The sequence below is a fragment of the Streptomyces sp. NPDC058335 genome (assembly GCF_042723915.1).
Taxonomy (GTDB): Bacteria; Actinomycetota; Actinomycetes; order Streptomycetales; family Streptomycetaceae; genus Streptomyces.
Window position 1 is genome coordinate 200,124 of record NZ_JBHXHX010000010.1, and the last position, 22,329, is coordinate 222,452.

General features: G+C 74.7%; 17 protein-coding genes and 1 pseudogene. 15 read left to right on the forward strand and 3 right to left on the reverse strand.

All coding sequences use genetic code 11. The features are described from left to right. Window positions 1-121: 121 nt before the first annotated feature. The 7 genes from ACFWJX_RS21580 to ACFWJX_RS21610 all read left to right on the forward strand — a co-directional run bounded on the left by ACFWJX_RS21580 (window position 122) and on the right by ACFWJX_RS21610 (window position 7,660). Window positions 122-736, forward strand: coding sequence for a toxin-antitoxin system, toxin component family protein (locus ACFWJX_RS21580; protein WP_383245509.1), 615 nt, complete (start codon window positions 122-124; stop codon window positions 734-736). Beyond that, window positions 733-2,028 carry an MAB_1171c family putative transporter gene (locus ACFWJX_RS21585; protein WP_383245511.1) on the forward strand — a complete coding sequence of 432 codons (1,296 nt, stop codon included), beginning with the start codon at window positions 733-735 and terminating at the stop codon, window positions 2,026-2,028. The genes ACFWJX_RS21580 and ACFWJX_RS21585 overlap by 4 nt, the downstream gene beginning before the upstream one ends. A gap of 329 nt (window positions 2,029-2,357) precedes the next feature. Next, the gene (locus ACFWJX_RS21590; RefSeq protein WP_383245513.1) at window positions 2,358-2,867 is read left to right on the forward strand and encodes a toxin; all 510 of its coding nucleotides are present in this window, start codon (window positions 2,358-2,360) and stop codon (window positions 2,865-2,867) included. Further along, a complete protein-coding gene (locus tag ACFWJX_RS21595) occupies window positions 2,864-4,105 on the forward strand; it encodes an MAB_1171c family putative transporter (protein ID WP_383245516.1) in 1,242 nt (413 codons plus the stop codon). Before ACFWJX_RS21590 ends, ACFWJX_RS21595 begins: the two co-directional genes overlap by 4 nt. Next, a complete protein-coding gene (locus tag ACFWJX_RS21600; protein WP_383245519.1) occupies window positions 4,102-5,280 on the forward strand; it encodes an MAB_1171c family putative transporter in 1,179 nt (392 codons plus the stop codon). The genes ACFWJX_RS21595 and ACFWJX_RS21600 overlap by 4 nt, the downstream gene beginning before the upstream one ends. Before the next feature lie 92 nt (window positions 5,281-5,372). Continuing rightward, on the forward strand, window positions 5,373-6,758 hold the full coding sequence (locus tag ACFWJX_RS21605) for an NAD(P)/FAD-dependent oxidoreductase (RefSeq protein ID WP_383245521.1): 1,386 nt from the start codon (window positions 5,373-5,375) through the stop codon (window positions 6,756-6,758). Window positions 6,759-6,799: 41 nt separating this feature from the next. Continuing rightward, entirely contained in the window at window positions 6,800-7,660 is an 861-nt protein-coding gene (locus ACFWJX_RS21610; protein WP_383245524.1) for an alpha/beta fold hydrolase, read from the forward strand. Between the two features lie 165 nt (window positions 7,661-7,825). On the opposite strand, the gene ACFWJX_RS21615 is transcribed toward ACFWJX_RS21610, so the two are convergent. Next, window positions 7,826-8,674, reverse strand: coding sequence for an SMP-30/gluconolactonase/LRE family protein (locus tag ACFWJX_RS21615; RefSeq protein WP_383245527.1), 849 nt, complete (start codon window positions 8,672-8,674; stop codon window positions 7,826-7,828). Further along, entirely contained in the window at window positions 8,671-9,444 is a 774-nt protein-coding gene (locus ACFWJX_RS21620) for an IclR family transcriptional regulator (RefSeq protein ID WP_383245529.1), read from the reverse strand. The genes ACFWJX_RS21615 and ACFWJX_RS21620 overlap by 4 nt, the downstream gene beginning before the upstream one ends. Window positions 9,445-9,758: 314 nt before the next feature. Here ACFWJX_RS21620 and ACFWJX_RS21625 point away from each other — a divergent pair, with 314 nt between their 5' ends. Continuing rightward, window positions 9,759-10,361 (forward strand): hypothetical protein, encoded by a 603-nt coding sequence (locus ACFWJX_RS21625; protein WP_383245532.1) that lies wholly within the window; start codon window positions 9,759-9,761, stop codon window positions 10,359-10,361. Between the two features lie 39 nt (window positions 10,362-10,400). On the opposite strand, the gene ACFWJX_RS21630 is transcribed toward ACFWJX_RS21625, so the two are convergent. Next, window positions 10,401-11,273 carry a RimK family alpha-L-glutamate ligase gene (locus tag ACFWJX_RS21630; protein ID WP_383245535.1) on the reverse strand — a complete coding sequence of 291 codons (873 nt, stop codon included), beginning with the start codon at window positions 11,271-11,273 and terminating at the stop codon, window positions 10,401-10,403. Between the two features lie 184 nt (window positions 11,274-11,457). Between ACFWJX_RS21630 and ACFWJX_RS21635 the strand changes: the two are divergent. The 7 genes and pseudogenes from ACFWJX_RS21635 to ACFWJX_RS21665 form a co-directional block, all read left to right on the forward strand. Beyond that, a pseudogene (locus ACFWJX_RS21635) lies at window positions 11,458-12,510 on the forward strand (MerR family transcriptional regulator); the annotation flags it as partial. A gap of 94 nt (window positions 12,511-12,604) precedes the next feature. Then, window positions 12,605-14,080, forward strand: coding sequence for an acyl-CoA synthetase (locus ACFWJX_RS21640; RefSeq protein ID WP_383245537.1), 1,476 nt, complete (start codon window positions 12,605-12,607; stop codon window positions 14,078-14,080). Next, entirely contained in the window at window positions 14,077-15,411 is a 1,335-nt protein-coding gene (locus ACFWJX_RS21645) for a carboxyl transferase domain-containing protein (protein WP_383245540.1), read from the forward strand. The genes ACFWJX_RS21640 and ACFWJX_RS21645 overlap by 4 nt, the downstream gene beginning before the upstream one ends. 155 nt (window positions 15,412-15,566) lie before the next feature. Then, window positions 15,567-16,010, forward strand: coding sequence for a CU044_2847 family protein (locus tag ACFWJX_RS21650; RefSeq protein ID WP_383245543.1), 444 nt, complete (start codon window positions 15,567-15,569; stop codon window positions 16,008-16,010). Continuing rightward, window positions 16,007-17,707: a trypsin-like peptidase domain-containing protein gene (locus tag ACFWJX_RS21655; protein ID WP_383245546.1), complete on the forward strand. Its 1,701-nt coding sequence runs from the start codon at window positions 16,007-16,009 to the stop codon at window positions 17,705-17,707. The genes ACFWJX_RS21650 and ACFWJX_RS21655 overlap by 4 nt, the downstream gene beginning before the upstream one ends. A 106-nt stretch (window positions 17,708-17,813) precedes the next feature. Next, window positions 17,814-18,890 carry an AAA family ATPase gene (locus tag ACFWJX_RS21660; RefSeq protein WP_383245548.1) on the forward strand — a complete coding sequence of 359 codons (1,077 nt, stop codon included), beginning with the start codon at window positions 17,814-17,816 and terminating at the stop codon, window positions 18,888-18,890. Then, a complete protein-coding gene (locus tag ACFWJX_RS21665; protein WP_383245551.1) occupies window positions 18,880-22,278 on the forward strand; it encodes an SAV_2336 N-terminal domain-related protein in 3,399 nt (1,132 codons plus the stop codon). Before ACFWJX_RS21660 ends, ACFWJX_RS21665 begins: the two co-directional genes overlap by 11 nt. The last annotated feature ends 51 nt before the right edge of the window (window positions 22,279-22,329 follow it).

The window sequence follows — 22,329 nt, forward strand, 5'->3', positions numbered from 1 at the left end:
TTCTGTGAAGGCGCGCCGCTTCCTGTGAAGGTGGCGCGCCGGGCCCGCATCACGTGACGGGGACACGTCCGGCCGCGTAGCCTCGGATCGGCCGCCGCGGGGCGGTGGGAAAGGGGACCGGATGGACATCGCGGGCGTGCGCGGGACGGCTGCCCGGATCGCCTCGGCGCTGCGGCGCGCGAGGACCGGACCCGCCATGCGCCACCTGGCCGGCGAACTGTCCGCCGCGCTGCGGGCCCGGCCCCGGACCCCGGCCGGGGTGCGGGAGGTGTCCCAGGCGCTGTGCGAGGAGATGGCCGCGCTGCGTGGCGGGCGGCCCGTCGAACTGCGCTTCGAGCGATTCCCCGACGAGATCGAAGTGACCGGGCTGTGCGTCGAGTTCGAGGACTTCGACCTGGTCATCGTCGAGGAACGGGCCGAGGAGGTACAGCAACTCGTCATCCTCGGCCATGAGTTGTGGCACCTGCACGCAGGACACGACCACCGTCACACCACCGGCACGGCCGCCGCCCGCGCACTCGCCGTACGGCCGGCCTGGCGCGACGTCGCCCTCGCCGTCGCCGCCCGCAACGGCTCCCGCGCACAGGACGAGGGCCAGGCCGACGACTTCGGCCACCGGCTCGCGGCCACGCTACGGCCCCTGCTGTACGGCGGCGGCCACACCGCCGCCGCCCCCCTCGAACCCGTCCAACGGTCCCTCGGCTACCGGGGACGCGGAGGTGCGGACCGGCGATGAGCGACCTGGCCCCCGCGGCGGCCCGGCTGACCGAACCGCAGGCCTTCACACCGGGCGGCTTCGTCAACGAGTTCTACCCCTCCTTCTGGTGGATCCCGGCCGGCATCCTGGCGGCCGCCCTCGCCATCAAGCTGCCCAGCATCATCCGGCTCTGGACCGACCCGCTGCTGCGCGCGGTCGGCGGCCTGCTGGTGCTCGCCCTGTCGGTGTTCGTGTTCGTCGCGCCGTCGACGATCGCCTGGGTCAACCGGATCACGGGCGTGCCCAACATCTCCGGGCCCTGGGTGTACTCCCTGCTCACCGCGTTCTGCGGCTCGTGTCTGCTGCTGATCATCACCTGGCGCAACGGTCTGTCCGACCGCTCGCCCCGCACCCGCTCCGCCATGCGCTGGGTCCTCGGCACCTACGCCACCGTCATCGTCGCCCTGTGGGTGCTGTTCGCCCTCGCCGACATGCCCGAGGAACGACTGCGGGACCTCGACACCTACTACGCGAACACGCCGTACGCCCGCGAGATGATCGTGCTCTATCTGCTCGCGCACACCGTGGCCACGCTCATCACCAACGCGCTGATCTGGAACTGGGTACGCGCCGACGGACTGGACTCCCTGCTCCGCTGGGGACTGAAGTTCCTCGGCGTGGGCTACGCCCTCCAGTTGGTCTTCGACGCGGCCAAACTGAGTGCCGTGGGCGGCCGTTGGGCGGGGCGGAACCTGGACTGGCTGAGCACGGCCGTGGCGCCGCCGCTGGCCTGCCTGTCCGCCATCCTGATCGCCGTCGGTTTCATCCTTCCGCACACCGGCCAGTACCTCCACGACCGCCGGCAGGTCCGGAACGCCGTACGCGAACTCCGGCCGCTGTACCAGCTGATGAAGGCGGGCAGCGGCGGCGGAGTCCCCCGCGTCCTGCGCGCCACGCCCGAGCTGCGCCTGATCCGCCGGGAGACGTTCATCCGCGACGGGCTGCTGTCCCTGTCCCGGTTCGTCGACGAGGACCTGCGCGGACGCTCGTACGACGCCGCCCTCGCCCTCGGCCACCCGCCGGACCGGGCGAAGGCGCTGGCCGCCGCGGTGACCGTGCTGGACGCGGCGGACGCCAGGAGCCACGGGCGGGAACGCGACACCTCCGGCTCCGGCGAGGCCGACACGACCGATCTGCTGCGGGACATCGGGGCCGTGTCGCGTGCCCTGCGGCAGCCGGACGTGGTGCGGGCGGTGCGGGAGCGGGCTGCGGCCGCGGCGGACGGGGGCCGGGCGGGTGCCCCCGTGGGCCAAGGGGGCACCGAGCGCTAGCGGGGGCGGCCCGTCGTCGGCACTCGCGGACGGCGTGCGCGCGCCTCCTCCACCCGGTGTTCACCGACCCCGCACACCCGCCGACAAAGGCCGGAACTCGTGGGCGGGACGCGGGCCGTTCCGGACGGGGGACGGGGGCCGGGCGCCGGAGAGCGGGGATTTTCGGCCACGGGTGTCGCGACGCCTCACCCCGTTCACCCGTTACAGCCGCTTCCTCCCCGCCGAGTTCGCGCCGAATTCTCCCGTCCGCGAGGGCCGAGGTAGCTGAACCGGCACAGGTCTTGGCATATTGCACGCACCGAAACACCCGCGCAGCCACGGGGAGAACCGTGCGTACGAACAGGGAGATGCGTCGCCTCGCCGACACGCTCATCGCTCCCATCCGGGTGCCGGTCCCGGCCGAGCCCGATGTCCTGTTCGACGCGGTCGTTGAGGCGGCCGCGCGCTGGCGGGGCCGCGAGATCGTCGTGCACCGGGCGGTGTTCCCGCCGCACACCGCCAGCGGGCTCTGGCTGGAGGGCGAGAACCACGACGACGTCGTCGTCGACGAACGGGCCGCCGTCTGGCACCAGATCGTCATCTTCTGCCACGAGGTGTGGCACATGCACCGCCGCCAGGCCGACGCCGACCCCGGCGCCGCCCCGGCCGCCGCCGCCCGCACCGACTTCACCCTCTCCGACGAGCAGGAGGCCGACCGCTTCGGCATGCTGATGGGCCGTCGACTGCGCACCTGGCTGGAGGCCTCCGCCGACTCCGTGTACGCCGACCGCGGCGACGACACCCAGGACATCGCCGGACGCATCGGCGCGGCCCTCAACTACCGAGGGACCCGAAGATGAACGGCCTGCCCCACTACCTCAGCGCCGCCGCCCTCTGGCTCGGCCTGCTGGCGCGGGCCCCCGATCTGCTGCGCCACCGGCACGACCCCTACCTGCGGTCCATCTGCGCGGTGCTGGGCCTGGCCGGGCTCTGCTTCTTCCTCGGGGCACCGCCCACGGTCGGCACCGTCAACCGGCTCAGCGGGGTGCCCAACCTGGCCGCGCCGCTGACGTACGCCGCGATCACCGGGTACAGCGCCGCCTCCCAGGTGCTGATCGTGCACTGGCGGGGCGGACCGCGCGTGCGCCGGACCGCCCGGCGCTGGATCCTGGCGTACACGCTCGTCGTCCTCGGCATCGCCGCGATGTTCGTCCTCGGCGACGCGCCCGAGGAGCGGCGCACCGACCTCGACACCTACTACGCCAACACGCCCTACCTCCGCGAGATGATCCTGCTCTACCTGCTCGGGCATCTCGGTGCCGCCGGCGTCACCACCGTCTCCGCCCTGCGCTGGGCCCGTGAGGTGCGCGGCCGGCTGCGGACGGGCCTCGTCACGCTCGGCCTCGGCGCGCTGTGCGGGATCGTGTACAGCCTGGCCAGGCTCGCCGCCGTGGCCGCCCGCTGGACCGGCCACGACTGGTCCACCCTGGTCACCGATGCCTCCCCGGCGGCGGCCGGACTCGGCGCGCTCCTGACGGTCGTCGGCGTCCTCGTCCCGCTCGCCGGCCCCCGGCTGACGGAGTGGCGGCGGACCCTGCGCACCTACGCCCGCCTCGAACCCCTGGAACGCGAACTGGACGGTGTCCTCACCCGCCACGCCCTGCGGCTGCCCCCGCCCCGCTGGGCCCGGCCGGCCACCCGGCTGGTGTGGCGCCGGACCAGCATCCACAACGCGCTGACCCACCTGGACGCCTACGTCGACCGCGCGTTGTACGACGTGACGCTGCGGGCCGCCGTGCGCCGTACCGGTGATGCGGAGCGGGCCGCCGCGACGGCCTGGGCGACCGTCATCGCGGCGGCCGTCCGACGGGAGGCACACGCCGGGCCGGACAGTGGTGGTGGTGTCAGCGGCGGCGGTGCCGGTGGCCCTGGGGAGTCCGACTGGTTCCTGGAGCGGGCGACGGATCCGGCCGCGCTGGTGCGCATCGCCGACGCGCTGGCCGGCGAACCGCTCGTCCGGGCCGCCGTACCGGAGACCGTGGCGGAAGAGGGGCCGGAAGCCGCGTCGGTCGCGGCCGAGGGGCGGTCGACCGCGTGAGCCTCGTCGTCTACCTCGCCGGCGCCGTCCTCCTGCTCTCCGCCGCCGTGCTGTTCCGCCGGCCCCGGCCGGCCGCGCCCAACCCCCTCGCCGCGTCCACCTGCGTCGCCATCACCCTCGGCGCGCTCGTCTTCGTCTGCTCCGCGCCGGTCACCCTGGCCGCCGTCAACGACCTCACCGGCATCCCCAACTTCGGCGCCCCGCTGACGTACGGCATGCTCTCGGCGTACAGCTGCTCGCTGCTGATCCTGCTCGCCTACTGGCGGGGCGGGCCGCCCGAGCGGGTACGGCGGCAGGTGCTGCGCCGCATCGCCGTGTACGGGCCGCTGATCGTGACCTTGATCGTGCTGTTCACCCTCGCCGACGCGCCCACCGAGCGGCTCACCGACCTCGACACGTACTACGCGAACACGCCGTACATGCGCGAGATGATCGTGCTGTACCTGCTCGGGCACACCGCCGCCATCGTCGCGATGGCCGTCGTCTGCCTGAAATGGGCGCGCGAGGTCACCGGACTGCTGCGGACCGGGCTGCTGCTGATCCTCGTCGGCGCGCTGCTCGACCTGATCGGCTTCCAGCTGGCCAAGTACACGGCCGTCGTCGCCCGTTGGACCGGGCACGACCTCGACTTCCTCTCCACGAACGTCGCCCCGCCGATGGCCGCCCTCGCCGCGCTCCTCTTCTCCGCCGGGTACGTCCTGCCACGGCTGCTGCCCGCGGCCGTCGCGCACGGGTGCGGGTTCCGGGACCACCGGCGGCTGCGACCGCTGTGGACCCGCGTGGGATTCGTGTCGGTGGCGCCCAAGCCGCCCGTGTCCTGGTGGCGGCTGCCCGCGGAACGACTGCACTGGCGGGAGGTCGCCATCCACGACGCGCTGCTCGCCCTCGCCCCCTACTTCGACGACCGGGTACGGTCGCGAGCGCTCGCCGCCGCCCTCGGTGAGGGCCGTACCGCGCACGAGGCGCGGGTCGCCGCGGAGGCCGCCATGCTCGCCGAGGCCGCCCGGCGGGCCGCCGCGCGGGAGGCGCCGTGCGAGACACCGAGCACCCACCGGCTGCACGCCACCGAGGTGTCCGGTGCCGCCGGACTGGTCGAGCTGGCCCAGGCACTGGCCCGAACCCCCGCCCCGGACACGGTCGGTGAAGGTACGGTGAATGCCGTCCACGGCGGCTGAAAGTCGGCCTTCGTGATGTCCGCCTGCCTGTTGTCCGCCCGTCTGCCTGTCTGCCTGCCTGTCTGCCTTCGTGGCCGAGTACGAGGAGCCCCATGTCCCGTAGAGCTGTCGTCATCGGTGCCGGCCTGGCGGGCATGCTGGCCGCGGCGGCCCTGTCCAGCGTCGTGGACGAGGTGATCGTGCTGGAACGGGACGACCTGCCCGACGGGCCGGAACACCGCAAGGGCCTGCCGCAGGGCCGGCACGCCCACCTCCTCATGGCCGGCGGGCTCGCCGCCATGGAGGACCTCGTGCCGGGCGTCGGCATGCGCAAGCATCTGCTCGCCGCCGGGGCCCGCGAGATATCCCTCAGCTCCGGCATGATCGCCCTCACTCCCGAAGGCTGGTTCCGGCGCTGGCGCCACGAGGGCCCCCGGATGATGACCTGTAGCCGGGCGCTGCTCGACTGGGCGGTCCGGGACGCCGTACTGGCCAACACCGGGGCCCAGGTCCGCACGGGTCAGGCGCTGGCCCTCACCGGTGACGCGCGGCGTGTCACGGGCGTACGGGTCTCCACTCCCGACGGGGACGAGGTGATCGACGCCGCGTTCGTGGTCGACGCGAGCGGGCGCGGGTCGCGGGTCGTCAACTGGCTGTCCGGGCTGGGCATTTCCGGTGTCCGGGAGAAGACGGTCGACGCGGGGCTCGTCAACGCCACCCGGATCTACCGCACCCCCGAAGGGGCCGGCCGGTTCCCGCTCACCATCATCCAGGCCAACCCCTATCAGGGGCTGCCCGGACGCAGCGGCATGGTGCTGCCCATCGAGGGCGACCGGTGGATGGTCAGCCTCGCCGGGACGCGGGGCGGGGGCGAACCGCCGTCCGACCCGGACGGGTTCCTCCGGTACACCCTCGATCTGCCGCACCCCCTGGTCGGGCAGCTGATCTCCGGCGCCGAGCCGCTCACCGACATCCACGTCAGCCGCAGCACCAGCAACCAGCGGCGGTACCTGGAGAAGGTGCGGGAGTGGCCCGAAGGGTTCGTCGCCCTCGGTGACGCGCTGGCCACCTTCAACCCGGCGTACGGGCAGGGCATGTCGGTGGCCGCGCTCGGCGCGCAGGTGCTGAGCCGGGAACTGCGGCAGGGCGGGGTCGGCTCGGCCGGGCTCGCGCGGCGGGTGCAGCGGGGGGCCGCGTCGTCGGTCGAGGCGGCCTGGACCATGGCGGTCAGCCAGGACGTCTGGTTCCCCGGGACGCGGGGCGGCGCCCCGACCGTCGCCGACCGGCTGGTCACCCGGTTCACCCGGCGGGTGATCCGGACGGCCACCGGATCGTACGGCGCGGCGTCGGCACTGTGGGACGTCACCGGCCTCACGGCGGGGCCGGAGCGGCTGCTGCGTCCGTCGGCCCTCCTGGCCACCCTGAACGGACCCTCGCTGCCGGCCGCGGCGGGGCCGCCGTTGACCGAGGCGGAGCGGGGCGTCCTGCGAGGTCTTTAATCGGTGTCCGCTGGGCTGTGTGCTCCCTAGGGTGAAGCCCGATGACACTCCTACATGCTCATGACTATGGGGGCGATGGCCCGCAACTGGTTCTCCTGCACGGTTACGGACGGTCGCTGACCGACTGGAACGCCGCGGCCGCCCTGCTCACCGCCGGGCACCGCGTGCTCGCCGTCGACCTTCCCGGGCACGGCCGCTCTCCCGACATCTCCCCGTGGACCCTCCCCGCCGTGGTGGGGCACATCGCGGACACCCTCGACGCGCACGGCGTGCCGGAGGCCGTTGTGGTGGGCCACTCCCTCGGCGGCATGGTCGCGGTCGAGTACGCCCGCGCCGACCCCGACCGTGCCCGGGCCCGCGCCGCCGTGAATCTCGACGGCTTCTGGTGGGGGCGCGCGTACCCCGGCGCCGAACGGCTGAGTGAAGGGCTGCTGGCCTCGGCCGGGGCCATCGCGCCACCCGAGTACATCCAGCAGCAGGTCGTCCACTCCGCCCGGCTCGGCATTCCCGCCGACCTCGCGGAGGCCTCCGCCCGCACGGCCGCCCGCCCGTTGCCCGACGGCACGTGGCAGACCCTGCCGGAGCGGGCGACGGCGCTGGAGATCGTCGACGAACTCCACACGCTCGGCGCGCTCGGTGTCACCGGATGGCTGGACGGGGTCGACCGCCCGCTGCTGGTGGTCCAGGCCGGCCGACGGCCACCGCCCGCACCGGGTATGGAGTGGTTCGCCGAATTCAGCACCCGGTTCGCAGAAGGCGTCTCCGACGAACTGGCCGCACTCACCCGCACCCGGCCGACGCTCACCGTCAACCGAATCGACGCCGCCCACCCCATGCACATGGAAACCCCCGCGGCGGTGGCAGCGCTGGTAGCGGAGTTCGCACGAGGCCTTCCCGACTGAGAAGGGCGGGGGCGGGGGCCACACCCCCCGCCGCCGTCTGCGGCGTGCGCGCCTCCCCCAATGCCTTGAAGGGCCTGGGGGACCCCCAGGGCGCTGGGGTTCCCCCTCTGGGGAGGCACCCCGTCAGCGCCGGGCTGCGCGACCCACCCCCGGCGCCAACCGCCCTCAGCCGGTGAACGCCGGTTGGGCCACGCCCTTCCCCGCGTCGGGGACGACCAGGAGCGAGCCCGACAGGGGGTGGGGGCCCTCCAGGCCCACCCGGGCGGTGGTGACGTAGAGATCCGTCAGGTCGGCGCCGCCGAACGCGCAGGCCGTCACCAGCGGGGTCGGCAGCTCGATCACCCGGTCCAGCGCCCCCGCAGGGGTGTACCGGCGTACCGCTCCGCCCTCCCACAGCGCCACCCAGACACACCCGTCCGCGTCGACCGTCAGCCCGTCGGGGAAGCCCGCGCCGTCCTCGATCTGGACGAAGGGGCGACGGTTCGTCACCCGTCCGTCGGCGTGGTCGAAGACGTCGACGCGGCGGGTCGGGGAGTCGATGTAGTACATCAGCGTGCCGGAAGGGCTCCAGCCCGTCCCGTTGCTCACCGCGACGTCATCGAGGATCACGGAGACCGAACCGTCCCCGGTGACACGGGACAGGGAGCCCCCGCCCGGCGCCTCGTCGTACCGCATCGTGCCGGCCCAGAGCGAGCCGTCGGGCGCGACCGCCGCGTCGTTGGCGCGGCGGCCGGGGACCGGCTCGTGGTGGAGCCAGCGGAAGCTCCCGTCCTCGTCCAGGAGGCCCACGCCGTCCCGGAGGTTGAGGACCAGGCCGCCGCCCGCTCGGGGCTTGGCCGCGCCCACGTGCTGGTCGGTGACCCGGACCGTGCGGCGGCCCGTGGAGGGGTCGTAGGTGTGCAGGCGCGAGCCGAGGATGTCGAGCCAGAGGAGGCGGCCGGTGGCCGGGTCCCAGGTGGGGCCCTCGCCGAGGGCGGCCTCCGCGCGGACGGCGACGTCGAACACGTTCGTCATGCCACGCTCCGGTAGCCCAGTTGTTCGGACAGTTCGGCCGCGCCCTTGGCGGCGAGCTGCTCCAGCTCGATGCGGCGCTCGTCACTCCAGCGGATCATGGGGACGGAGATCGACAGCGCGGCCACGACCCGGCCGGTGCGGTCGCGCACCGGGGCCGCCACACAGCTGACGTCCGGGTTCGACTCGCGGTTCTCCACCGCGATGCCCCGCTCCCGGATCTCCGCCAGGGCCTCGCGCAGCGCGCCCGGCTCGGTGATGCTGTTGGGCGTCATCGCGACCAGGTCCGCGTCGTCGGGGACCCGCGCGGTCAGCTCGGCGTCGGGGAGGGAGGCGAGCAGCATCTTGCCCACGGAGGTGCAGTGCGCGGGGAGGCGACGGCCCGCCGCCGACACCATGCGGACGGCGTGCGTGGAGTCGACCTTGGCGATGTAGATGACGTCCGTGCCCTCCAGGATGGCCACGTGGACCGTCTCGTCGCAGGTCTCGGCGACGGTACGGGCGACCTGCTGGCCCTCGGCGGCCAGGTCGAGCTGCTCGGCGTACCGGCTGCCGAGCTGGTAGGGCCGTACGCCGAGGCGGTAGCGTCCGGGCTGTCCGGGGACGGTGACGATGTACGACCGGGCGGCGAGCGTGGTGACCAGCTCGTGCACGGTGGTGCGCGGCAGCTGGAGCCGGCGCACTATGTCGGGGGCGGAGAGCGTCCCGTCCCCGTCGAGGAAGAGCTCGAGAATGTCGAGAGCCCGGGTAACGGCAGGTACGAGTCGTCCCACGGCCGGCCCCCTCCCTTGGTTCGTTTCAGGCCTGCGTTCGAAATTTCAACAGACGATCGGCATGACGAACACAGGCTAGCCACATAGCGAGGCGCCGGGCAATGGCCGCGGAGGGGATGCGTGCGGGCGCGCCGCCGATCGGCCACCGGTCGGCCGCGGGTTGACCGCTGACCGACAACCTCACGGCGAACGGATCGACGGCCCCTCGACGGCCCTCTCGACGGCTCATCGACGGCCCCCTCGATGGCCGCCTCGACGGCTCATCGACGGCTCATAGCCCGGTTCTCCGTGCGGCCGCCTCCCGGTGGGCGACCATGGTCCGCATGCCGTCCGACACGCGCCCCGCCGGCCGCCCCTTCACGCCCGTCGACTTCCAGCTGGTGCTGCTGCGCCGCATGGCCGACCACAATCCGGACCTGGTGGAGGACGCCCGCCGTGAGCTGGGCGCCTCGCTCGCCGACATGCGCGAGGCCAACAAGCGTTGGCAGGCGATGGTCCGCTCGCCGCGCGGCCGGGGCGCCGCCGCCCGGTACCGCTCCGTCCTCGGCGCCCCCGAGTCGCAGTCGGCGCGCCGCATCGGCGACCTGGACTGCGAGGCCCGGCTGTGGCCGCTCCCCCTCTGGCCCGGCCTCCGCTTCGAGGTGCTCCTCGCCCCGAACGGCGCCGTCTGGAACGAATGGCTCGTCCGCGCGCCGGGTGCCCCGGCCCCCGCTCTCCGCACCCTCGACGACCTCACCCCCTGGTCCTGCACGGTCGACGAGGCCGCCCGCGCCTTCGCCCCCGCCCGGCCCCTGGAGGGCTCGGCGCCCACCCGCTGGGGCCTGGCCTTCGCCGCTCCGGACGGGGCGGGGGTGCGGCGGGAGGTGGTCGCCGAGTTCACCTGGGGGTTGTTGCAGCGGACGGCGGTGCGGGGGTAGGCGCCGCCGTCCGCGAAGCCCCGGAAACTGGGAAACCGGCTACAGAGAAGCCGCCGCGATGATCGCCTCAGCCACCCGCGGCACCGACTCCGGGTGCAGAAACAGGAAGAGGTTCGGTTCCACAAGTTCCAGCTCCATCACCCGCGGTCGGCCATCGTCGCCGTCCACCAGGTCCACCCGCGCGTACAGCAGCTCGGGCGCGTCCGGTACGGCGGCCAACGCCCGCTCCGCCACGTCGAGTTCGGCAGCCGTGGGGGTCCAGGGCTCCAGCCCCGGATGAGCGACCTTGGTCGCGTCGAAAGCGGTTCCGGGAGCAAGCACGGCCCGCTTGCGACTGGCGTGCAGCAGACTCCCCCCGAAGAACTGGAGGGCCCGCTCCCCTCCGGTGTCGATGCTCCGCACATACGGCTGGACCATCGCCGTCAGCCCTTCCTCGTGCATGCGCGCGAGATGGCGTACGGCGGTGTCGTGCTGGTCGGGGGTGTAGCGCGCGGCGTAGCGGGCGCCCGCGCCGGAGGTGGGCTTGACGACGTACTCGTGGCCGTCGGGGAGGTCGGCCGGGTCACCGGGGGCGAGGTAGCGGGTGGGGACGACGGGTACGCCTGCCGCGGCCAGCTCACCGAGATAGCGCTTGTCCGTGTTCCAGCGCACGACGGCGGCCGGGTTCGCCAGGCGGGTCGCCTTGGCGCAGCGCCCCGCCCACGCGGTGAACTCGGCCGCGCGCCAGCTGTAGTCCCAGGTCGAGCGGATCAGGGCGAGGTCGTAGGAGGCCCAGTCGACGTCGGCGTCGTCCCAGCACACGGCCTCCGCCCCGGCCCCGGCCTCCTCCAGGGCCCGCACCAGAACCGGCAGGTCACGGTCCTTGCTGGGCTCCGGGCGGGGGTCATAGGTGACAAGGGCGACTCGGGGCACGGCGGGGCTCCATTCTCGTGGACGACGTCCGGTGACAGCTCGTGACATGACGTCTCGTGGCGCGCACGAACCCGCAGGCTAACCGTCGCCCCCGCAACCGCGGCAACCCGTTTGACCTTCCCCTTCGGGGAAGCCCCAGCATCGGTGGCGGAACGGCGGAACGGACACGAGAACCGGAGCGCGCATGCACATGCTGACGATCGGCGCCTTCGCGAAGGCCTCCCGGCTGTCGCCGAAGGCACTGCGGCTCTACGACGAGCTGGAGCTGCTGCGGCCCGCGAGGGTCGACCCGGACACCGGTTACCGCTATTACACGACCGGCCAGCTGGAGCAGGCGCGGCTGGTGGCGTGGCTGCGGCGGCTCGGGATGCCCCTGGCACGGATCCGCGAGGTGTGCGCGCTCGCCCCCGCGGCCGCCGCCGCCGAGATCCGCGCCTACTGGGCGCGGGTCGAGGCGGAGACGGCCGTACGGCGTGATCTCGCGGCCTTCCTCGTGGACCAGTTGTCGCAGACACCCGAGATGTCCAGGAAGGACACCACCATGCTGGAACTTCGTCACTCCGCCCATTCGGACCGGGGCCGGGTCCGCCCGGAGAACCAGGACACGGCGTACGCCGGCGGCAGGCTGCTCGCGGTCGCCGACGGCTTCGGACCGGCGGGCGCCCCCGCCAGCGGCGCGGCCGTGGAGGCCCTGCGCTTCCTGGACACCGAGGAGGCGCCGGCGGGAGACGTCCTCAACCTCCTGGAGGACGCCGTGCGCGGCGCGAACGACGCGGTGCGGGACGCCGCGGACGGCGCGGGCGACGCCGGTACGACCCTGACGGCGCTGGTGTGGACGGGCTCCCGCCTCGCCCTGGTCCATATCGGGGACTCCCGCGCGTATCTCCTGCGCGACGGCGCCCTCTTCCTCATCACCCACGACCACACCGTCGTCCAGTCGATGATCGACGAGGGCCGGCTGACCGCCGGGGAGGCCGGCGCCCACCCGCAGCGCGCCCTCCTCCTCAGGGCCCTGCCCGGCCCCACGCCCCCGAACGCGGAGCTGCGCCTGCACGACGCCCACCCCGGCGACCGTTACCTCCTGTGCTCCGACGGCCTGTCGACGGTCGTCCCCGAACCCCGTCTCCGCGCCCTCCTCACCGAGACCCCGTCCCCCGCCGACACGGTCCTCGCCCTGGTCGCCGAGGCGAACGGCGCGGGCGGCCCGGACAACGTGAGCTGTGTCGTGGCCGACGTGTGTCGAAGTGACGGGCGTCAACCTCCGGAACCGGCGGGTCGGGCCGGTCATGGGGTAGGAACGACGTGTCGTCCCCTGCCCGAGGAGTGTTCCGGTGTCCTCTCTCTTCCCGGCCCTGACGGACCCGCCGTCGGGCCCCCGGTCCGATCCGCCGTCCGACCGTGTGGCGATGCGGTTCGGTGACCGGTTCCTGACGTACGCGGAACTCGCCGGTGCGGCGGGCTCCCTGATGGGCCGGCTGCCGGGCGGCGGCGGGCGGGTCGCCGTATGGGCGACGCCCGCGCTGGAGACGGCCGTGGCCGTCGTGGCGGCGCTGGAGGCCGGGGTTCCGGTGGTGCCGCTCAACCCGAGGTCCGGGGAGAAGGAACTCGGGCACATCCTGTCCGACAGCGCGCCCGCGCTCATCCTGGCCGCGCCCGGGGACGAACTCCCCTCCGCCGTACGTGACCTGCCGCGCGTCGACGTGGACGTGCGGGCCACCGGCGGACGGCTCCCCGACCGAGCCCCCGTGGGCGACGAGGACCCCGCCCTCGTCGTCTACACCTCCGGCACCACCGGCCCGCCGAAGGGCGCGGTCATCCCCCGGCGGGCGGTCGCGGCGACGCTCGACGCGCTCGCCGACGCCTGGGGGTGGACCGGCGAGGACGTGCTCGTCCACGGGCTGCCGCTGTTCCATGTGCACGGGCTGGTGCTGGGCGTCCTGGGGCCGCTGCGGCGCGGAGGATCCGTGCGGCATCTGGGGCGGTTCTCCGCCGAGGGGGTGGCCCGGGAGCTGAACAGCGGCGCGACCATGCTGTTCGGGGTGCCGACCATGTACCACCGGCTCGCCGAGACCCTCCCCGACGACCCCGGCCTCGCCAAGGCTCTCGGCCGGGCCCGGCTGCTCGTCTCCGGCTCCGCCGCGCTGCCCGTGCACGACCACGAACGGATCACCGCGGCGACCGGGCAGCGGGTGATCGAGCGGTACGGCATGACGGAGACGCTGATGAACACCTCCGTGCGCGCCGACGGGGAACCCCGCGCGGGCACGGTCGGGCTGCCGCTGCCGGGCGTGGAGCTGCGGCTCGTGGAGGAGGACGGGACGCCCCTGACGGCGTACGACGGGGAGAGCGTGGGGGAGATCCAGGTGCGCGGGCCGAACCTGTTCACCGGGTACCTCAACCGGCCGGACGCCACGGCCGGGGCGTTCACGGCCGACGGGTGGTTCCGGACCGGGGACATGGCGGTCCGCGACGGTGACGGTTACGTCCGGATCGTGGGGCGCAAGGCCACCGACCTGATCAAGAGCGGCGGCTACAAGATCGGCGCCGGTGAGATCGAGAACGCGCTGCTGGAGCATCCGGGGGTGCGGGAGGCCGCCGTCACCGGCGAGCCGGACGCCGACCTCGGGGAGCGGATCGTGGCGTGGATCGTGCCGCAGGACCGGCAATCGCCGCCGTCCAAGGGCGAGTTGGCCGACCATGTGGCCATGCGGCTCGCTCCGCACAAGCGGCCCCGCGTGGTGCGGTATCTCGACGTGCTGCCCCGCAACGACATGGGGAAGATCATGAAGCGGGCGCTGCCCTCATGAGCGGCCCCCTTCGGCTCTCCGCGCGCGAGATCCTCGCCCTCGTCTGCGACTCCTTCGACGAACTCCCCTGTCCGGACGGAGCGTCGGCACCGGACGGGCCCCTCTCCTGGCCCGGCTACGGCGCCTCCCGCGCCCGTGCGGGCGAACGGACCGGGGAGACGGAGTCCGTGGTCTGCGGCACCGGCGATGTCGAGGGCACCCGGGCCGTGCTGATCGCGTTCGAGTTCGGTTTCCTGGGCGGCTCGCTGGGCGAACGCACCGGCGACCGGCTGGAGGCGGCGTACACCTATGCCCGTGAACACCGGCTGCCCGTCGTCCCGTTGGTCGCCACGGGCGGCTCCCGGATGCAGGAGGGCATGCTGGCCCTCACCCAACTCCAGCGCGTCGCGCGGCAGTCGGCGCTGACCCGGCAGGCCGGGCTGGCACAGGTCGCCGTGTTGCGCGACCCGACGACGGGCGGCGGCTGGGCGACCCTGGGCGCGGGCGCCGACGTGGTGCTCGCGCTGCCGGGCGCGCAGGTCGGCTTCGCCGGGTCGCGGGTACGGCCGCCCGACGCGGACCCGGCCGCGTACACCGCCGAGGCGCAGGTCGCGGCGGGGTCGGCGGACGCCGTCGTGGAGCCGGGGGAGCTTCGGGAGGCGCTGGGGCGGTGGCTGCGGCTGCTGAGCCGCCCGTCGGAGGAACCCGCGCCGGTTCCCCGTGCCCTCGGTGCGGAGGATCTGCCGGCCACCGGCTGGGACGCCGTCCGGCGTGCCCGGTCGCCGCGACGCCCGCGCGCCGACGCCTACTTGGACGCCTACTTCACCGTGCGCGCCGCGATCGGCGGCGACCGCTGCGGCGGCACCGATCCGGACGGCATGCGGTGCGGCTTCGGCGAGCATCAGGGTCGCAGCGTCGCGTACGCCGCCCAGACGGGGGCCGCGACCCGGCCCGCCGGCTACCGCACCGCCACCCGGCTGATCCGGCTCGCGGACCGGCTCGGCATCCCGGTGCTGACCCTGGTGGACACACCGGGCGCGGCCAACGACGCCGAGGCGGAGCGGCAGGGCGCGGGCGCGGCGATCGCCGGACTGTTCGGCGCGGTGGCCACCGCGCGGACGCCCGTCACCACGCTGGTGATCGGCGAGGGCGGTTCCGGGGGCGCGCTGGCGCTGGCCGCGCCCGGCCGCACCTGGGCCACCCCGGACAGCTATTTCTCGGTGATCGCCCCGGAGTCGGCCGCCGCGATCCTGAAGCGGCCGCCCGAGGAGGTCGAGGCGACGGCCGGGCAACTCCGCATCCGGCCGCAGGACCTGGCGGAGCTGGGGGTCGTGCGCACGGACCTGCCGTGAGGCGTGCCGACGCCCCGGGAGGCGGTGCATGGACGTCGTGGCCGGTTTCCGACAACGCCGGCGGGCGGTGGAAGCGGGGACAGGACAATCTCACGTACCGTCCGTAACAATGGCGGCGCACAGAGCCGCGGTTCGAGGAGTACGACGGGGGCGTCATGGCAGCAGTGGTGGAGTTCAAGACGGACGACGGCGCCGTGGTCGCCGTCGAGGCCGTCGAGGAACAGCGGCCCGGTTCCCGGCTGGTGGCCCGGGGCGACGGCACCGTGCAGGCGGCCCGTACCTTCGAGGGCGCCCTGGAGGGCGTGCGCTCGGCCGCGGAGTCGGCGTTGCGGGTCTTCCGCGACGGCGCGCTGCGGCCCGACGGCGTGGAGATCGAGTTCGGGGTGAAGCTGGCGGCCGAGACGGGCGCGATCATCGCCAAGGGCACCGCGGAGGGCCACCTGATCGTCAGGCTCACCTGGTCCCCGCCGGCGGACCGGCCGCAGGACACCGCACCGGCCCCGCAGCCGGAGTCCTCCTCCCCTCCACCCCAGACCCCTTCCCCTCGGCCGGATGCCGCTTCGCGCTCCCCTCGCCCGGAGCCTTCCGGCGCCTCATGAGAAGCGCCGAGTGGCAGGCCCGGATCGAGTGCGCCGGACAGGTCGTCGGGGCCGGCTTCCTGGTCACCCCGCGCAAGGTCCTGACCTGCGCCCATGTCGTGCACGAGGGGCCGGCGGAGGCGCTGGCGGTGACCTTCACGGAGCGGCCCGGCTCGGCGCCCGTCCCGGCCCGGGTCGTGGCCGAGGGCGGCTGGGCCGGCGGCGCCACCGACCTCGGCGACCTCGCCGTACTGGAACTCGCCCACGAGGTGGACATCGCCCCGGCGGCGCTCGCGCCCGTCGACACCGCGTACGGCCGGCAGCCGCGCAAGCTCGTCGTGTACGGCTTCCCGCTCGGCTTCGACGAGGGCACGCTCGCCGAATACCGGGTCACCGCGCCGCAGTTGATCAACCAGGAGTGGATGCAGCTGGAGGCCTGGCAGCCGGACGGGCAGCCGCTCGAACCGGGGTTCAGCGGTGCCGCCGTCACCCTCGTCGAAACGGGAGAGGTGGTCGGCATGGTCACGGCCGCGGCCGGGACGCGGGGCGTGCGCAACGGGCGGATGATGCCCACCGAGGTGCTGGCCCGCCACTGGCCCGATCTCGCCGGGCTCGTCCCCACCTCCGACCACCGCACCGCCGACCGCGCCCGGCTCCGGGAACTGGTCGAGCGGGCGGTCCGCGCCGGCCTGGACTGCGACCCCGTACGGCTCTACCGGGCCGCCGCCGGGCCGCTGGACCCCGAACCGCCGCCGGAGGGCTTCGACTCGCTGCGCTCGGCCGCGCTGTTCGTGCTGTGCGAGATCGACGGCGAGGACGCGGCAGGCACCGTCTCCCGCTTCACCGAACACGTGGAGGCGCTGTTCCGGGCCCCCGTGGAGACGCCCGCCGCGCCCGAGTGGTCGCCCATCCTCGTCGACCTCCGGCACAGCGGCGCGGGCGACGGCCAGGTCCGCGTCGAGGTGTCGGCGTACAGCGGGGGCCGTCGGCATCCGGTCGGGTCCGACACCGTCCCGCAGTCCCGGCTGCACGCCTATGTGCAGGAGCGGATCGAGGCGGCCTTCGGGTATCTGACGCCGGGTTCCGACGAGTTGATCGCGTTCGCGCTGCCCCGCGACTGGATCGACCTGCCCGTGGACCGCTGGGCGAGCGCGCCCGACGACGACACCCCGCTCGGCTGCGTGTATCCCCTGGTGGTCACCGACCAGGCGCGGCGGCGAGCGGGCGCCCGGCATCAGCTGACCCGCTCCTGGAACCGGCTCGACTCCGCGCCCGGCGCCCAACTGCACCGGGTGGAGTGCGGCACACCCGAGGAGCCGCGCCGGCTGCGGGTACGGCTGCGGCAGTCCGACGCCTGTCTCGCCGGTTTCGGCACCGCACCGGCCGCGCCCCGCACCCGCCCCCACTTCGACACCACGCTCACCGCACCCGCCCCGGTCGTCGTCTGGTCCCGGGGCGGCTGCGACAGCGGCCCCGAGGAGCCCTGCGCGGGCGGCGCCGACTGCACGGGCAAGAGTTTCCTGGACCAGCTCGACACCTGCGTGTCCGGTGTCCCGCCCGCCGAACTCCCGCGCAGAATCCTGGAGTTGCGCGAGGAGGCGGACGCCGAGGACGAGCACTGGGCGCGTGACATCCAACTGCTGTGGGACGACCCGCGCGTCTTCACCGACCCGCACGGCGAGACGGGGGCGGCGCACGTCCGATCGCCCGTGGCCTGACCGCCCGCGGCCGGACTCCCAGACCCGCACGCCCGCGCACCCTCACGCCCGCGCACCCTCGCACCCTCGCACCCGCAGCCGAGTTCACCGCACGGAGAGATCCCGCATGCCCCACTGGTCCGTCTACACCGGGAACAGCGAGCCGCACGACGGCATCGACGACCTGCCCGCGCCGCCGCCCTGGCGGGCGTTCGACGGCGAGCCCGTCCTGCCCCAGCCCCGGGACACCGACGACCGGGCCGCCGTCTCCCCCGACCGCGCGCACCGCGCCCGCACCTACGTGGCCGCCCCCGAGACCGTCCAGCTCGTCAACGCCGCACTCGTCCTGCGCCGCCCGCTGCTGGTCACCGGCCCGCCCGGCACCGGAAAGTCCTCCCTGGCCTACGCGGTGGCGCGCGAACTGCGGCTCGGCCCGGTCCTGCGCTGGAACATCACCAGCCGCTCCACCCTCTCCGACGGGCTCTACCAGTACGACCCGCTGTCCCGGCTGTACGCGGCCCGGCGGGCGGCGTGGCGGGCGGGAGACGCGAGGCCCGAGGGTGCGGCGCCGGGGACCGGCGGACCCGGGGGCGGCCCGCCGGCGAACGCCGACGTCGAGGAACACCTGCGTCTCGGCCCCCTCGGCACGGCCCTGCTGCCCTACGGCCGTCCCCGCGTCCTCCTGGTCGACGAGATCGACAAGAGCGACCTCGACCTGCCCAACGACCTGCTGAACGTGCTGGAGGAGGGCCAGTACGAGATCCCCGAACTGATGCGTGCCGCCCGCCACATCACCGAGGGCGCCACCGCCGAGGTCCTCGCCGACGACACGGACGCGCCGGTCACGGTCAGCCGCGGCCGGGTGCGCTGCCGCGCCTTCCCGTTCGTGGTGCTGACCAGCAACGGCGAGCGCGAGTTCCCGCCCGCCTTCCTGCGCCGCTGCGTCCGCCTGCGGCTGCGCCGCCCGGACCGTGAGCAGCTCACCGAGATCGTCCGCGCCCACCTCGACACCCCGGCGGGCGACGCGGAACATCTCATCAACCGCTTTCTGACCCGCGCCGCCGCCGGCGAACTCGCCACCGACCAGCTGCTGAACGCCCTCTACCTCACGGGCGTCGCAGGCCTGGACGCGGACTCCCGCGACGCGCTGGCGGACGAGCTGATGCCCTATCTGAGCGCGACGGCGGACGGCGATGGCTTCTGACGGCCCACCGGTATCCGAGGAGAAGCCGGTTCCTGAGAGGACCCCGCAGGAGCGCGACGGTACGGCCGTCGGGCGGCTCGCCGCGCTCCTGACAGCTGCCGCGGGGACCGCCCCGACCCCGCGCGAGCTGGCGGAACTGCTGTGGCTGGCAGGCCAGCCGGAGGGAGACCGGTCTGAGGGCGCTGGGCCGGAGAGCCGGAGACTCACTCCGCCCGCCCCCGCGCCGCCGCCAGGGCAGGGCGAGGTCACCGCCCCCGCCCCTTCCCCGGCCGAACCGCCGCCCCCACGCCTCCCGGCCCCTCCCCCGGCCCCGACCGGCCGCGTCCCCCTGCACCTGCCGTCCGCGACCCCGCCGCCCCGAGGCGAACAGGGCGCCGACGGCACTCCCCTGCTCGCCCCCGCTCCCCCGATGCTCCCCCGCCCCCTCGCCCTCCAACGCGCCTTACGCCCGCTGAAGCGCACGGTGCCGGCAGCCCGCGCCCGGCTCCTGGACGAGCGGGCGACGGCCGACCGCATCGCCCGGCTCGGCGCGCACCCGGACGTCTGGCTGCCCGTGCTGCGCCCGGCGCGCGAGCGCTGGCTGCGCCTCGCCCTCGTGCACGACACCGGCCCGACCATGCCGGTCTGGCGCCCCCTCGTGCGCGAACTGCACACCGTGCTGGCCCAGTCGGGCATCTTCCGCACGGTCACGCTCCACCCCGCCGGTCCCGACGGCCGCGCCGGACACGTGCCCGACCCGGCCGACGGACGCACCCTCACCCTGGTCGTCAGCGACTGCATGGGCCCGCAATGGCGCCCCGGCCCGGCGGGCACCCGCTGGTACGCCACCCTGCGGCACTGGGCGTCCCGGATGCCACTGGCCGTCGTACAGCCGCTGCCGGAACACCTGTGGCCCACCACGGCGCTCCCCGCCGAGCCCGGCGTCCTGTCCTCCCCCGGCGCGGCGGCCCCGCCCGCCGCCCTCACCTTCGCCCCCTACGACCCCGACGCCACCCGGCCGCACCCCACCGCGTTCCCCCTGCCGGTCCTGGAACCGGGCGCCCCCTGGCTCGCCCACTGGGCGGCGCTGGTGGCCGGCCCCGGCGGCGCGCGCACCCCGGGCGCGGCGGCCTGGCTGTCCCCGGCGCCGCCCGAGCAGGACCGGGCCGCCGATCCGGCGCGACTGCCCGCCCAGGACCTGGTCCTGCGGTTCCGCGCCACCGCCACCCCCGAGGCCTTCCGCCTCGCCGGGCACCTGGCCCTGGCCGACCCTTCCGTTCCGGTGATGCGTCTGGTGCAGCGCGCGGTCGAGCGCGACCCGCGCCCGCAGCATCTCGCCGAGGTGATCCTCAGCGGCATGCTCACCGCGGTCCCGGGCCCGCCCGGCTCGTACGCCTTCCGCCCCGGAGTCGGCGAACTGCTCCAGCGCACCCTCCCCCGCACCGCGCGCGGCCGCATCCGTGACCTGCTGGAACGGATGGGCCGCCTCATCGACGAACGGGCAGGCCTCGCCACGGGCGAGTTCCGCGCGCGGACCGGCACCGGGAGCGGAGGGACGGCGTTCGCGACGGTCAGCGAGGAGACGGTACGGCGGCTGGGCACGGGCGCCGAGGACGCCGTACGGCAGGAACAGGAACACGAGCGGGCGCAGCAGCGGACCGGCCCGGAGTCGGTGAGCGGCGGCCGGGACACCACGGCCCGGCCCACCCTCCTCTTCGAGACCGACACCGATCTCGGCTCCCGGCCAGAGGCGCGGATCAGCCTCGAGTACGCCGTCCACCAGGTTCTGTCCCGCGGCGGTCTGACGCCGCAGCAGTACGAGGTGCTGGTACGGCCCGACGGCTACCGCGTCCGCGTCGACCCCGACGTCTTCCTGCTGCCGGTCCTGGCGGCGGCCCTGCGCTGGCTGCCCGGCCCCCTCACCGACCGGGCGGAGGCACCGCGGCTGCGGGTGACGTTCCAGGACGGTTCCCGGGACGGGCAGGAAGCCGCGCCCCCTTCCCCGTCCCCGCAGGCGTCCGCCCCGGTGCTGGTCCTCGTCCCGCCCACCCTCTACGAGGCCTTCGCCGACAGTTCCGCCGCCGCCGGGCCGCACCGCTTCCGCCCGCTGTACGGCGCCGCCCCCGACGCCCCGCCACGGGCCTGGTACTGCCCGCTGCCCGCTCCGCGTGCCGAGGAGGAGCGGGATCTGGTGCGCGGGCCCTTCATCGCCAGGGCCCCGGAGCGGCCGGGCACACCCGTGCCGGGCCGGTCCGCCGTCGTGCACCTGTGGTCCGGAGGCCCGCTCACCCTCCTCGACCCGGCCGGCCCGCACCTCGGACGGCCGACGCGGCCGATGACGTACTACGAGGTCGACCTCACCCCGCAGCACGCCACCCGCCCGGTGTCGCTGCCCAGTTCGGGCAAGGGCGAGTTCGTGGGGACCGCCGAACTGACCTGGTGGGTAGAGGACCCGGTGGCCTTCGTGCGGGCGGAGATCACGCGGGTCGCGGACCGGCTCCTCGCCCGCCTGCTGGAGGCGGCGCCGCGTATCACCCGCCATCACTCGCCGCGCCGCGCGGCCGGGGCGCAGCGCGCGCTCGACACGCAGTTGGGCAGGTGGCCGGTGCCGGGTCTCGCGGTGCGCTGCACGGTGCGGCTGGCCCCGGAGTGGGCGCCCCCGCCCGAGCCGCCGTCGGCCGGCCCGGCGACGGCGTCCTCGCCGACCGGGCTCCTCGCCGGCGCCGGCGCCGTGCTGCTCGGCTTCGACGGTCCGGTGACCCGGCTGTTCACGGCGTCGGCGGCACGCAAGGCCGCACTGGATCTGCTGGCGGTCGCCGCCGCTCAGCGCGACCCGCGGGACACGCGGGACACGCGGGACACACGGGACACACGGGACACGTCAGAGGTTCCGGCGGCGCGGGAGGCGCTCACGCATCCGCTGGACGTGCTGCGCGTCTACGCCCGCGACCGGTTCGGACCGCTGCTCCGAGCCCGCCTGGACGCACTGGAACTGGCGGCCGTCCCGCACGCGCCGACCACCCACAACGCCGTCGCCCTGGTACGCGCGCTGCACGAGTCGGGGCGGCGGGTGGCCGTGGTGACGGACGTGTGCGAGGAGGCCGTACACCGCTATGTGGAGCCGTACCGGCTGCCGTTGGACGGGGTCCACGGGCGCGGCCCGCATCCGGCGCCGCTCATGCCCGACCCCGAGTGTCTGCTGCGGGCTCTGCGGTCCCTGGGCGTCGGGGCGGACGCCGGTGTGCTGATCGGGTCCACGGTGGCGGAGCTGACCGCCGCCCAGCAGGCGGGCCTGCGCTTCGTCGGCCTCGCGCGCAATCCGACCGTGGAGCAGGACCTGCGGGCGGCGGGGTGCGAGGTGACCGTGCGGTCGCTGACGGAGGTGCTGGAGGCGGCGCGGGCCCTGTAGACGTCCGCCGGCGGACGCCGGACTCCGGCCGAACCCCCATTCGGCGGCGCC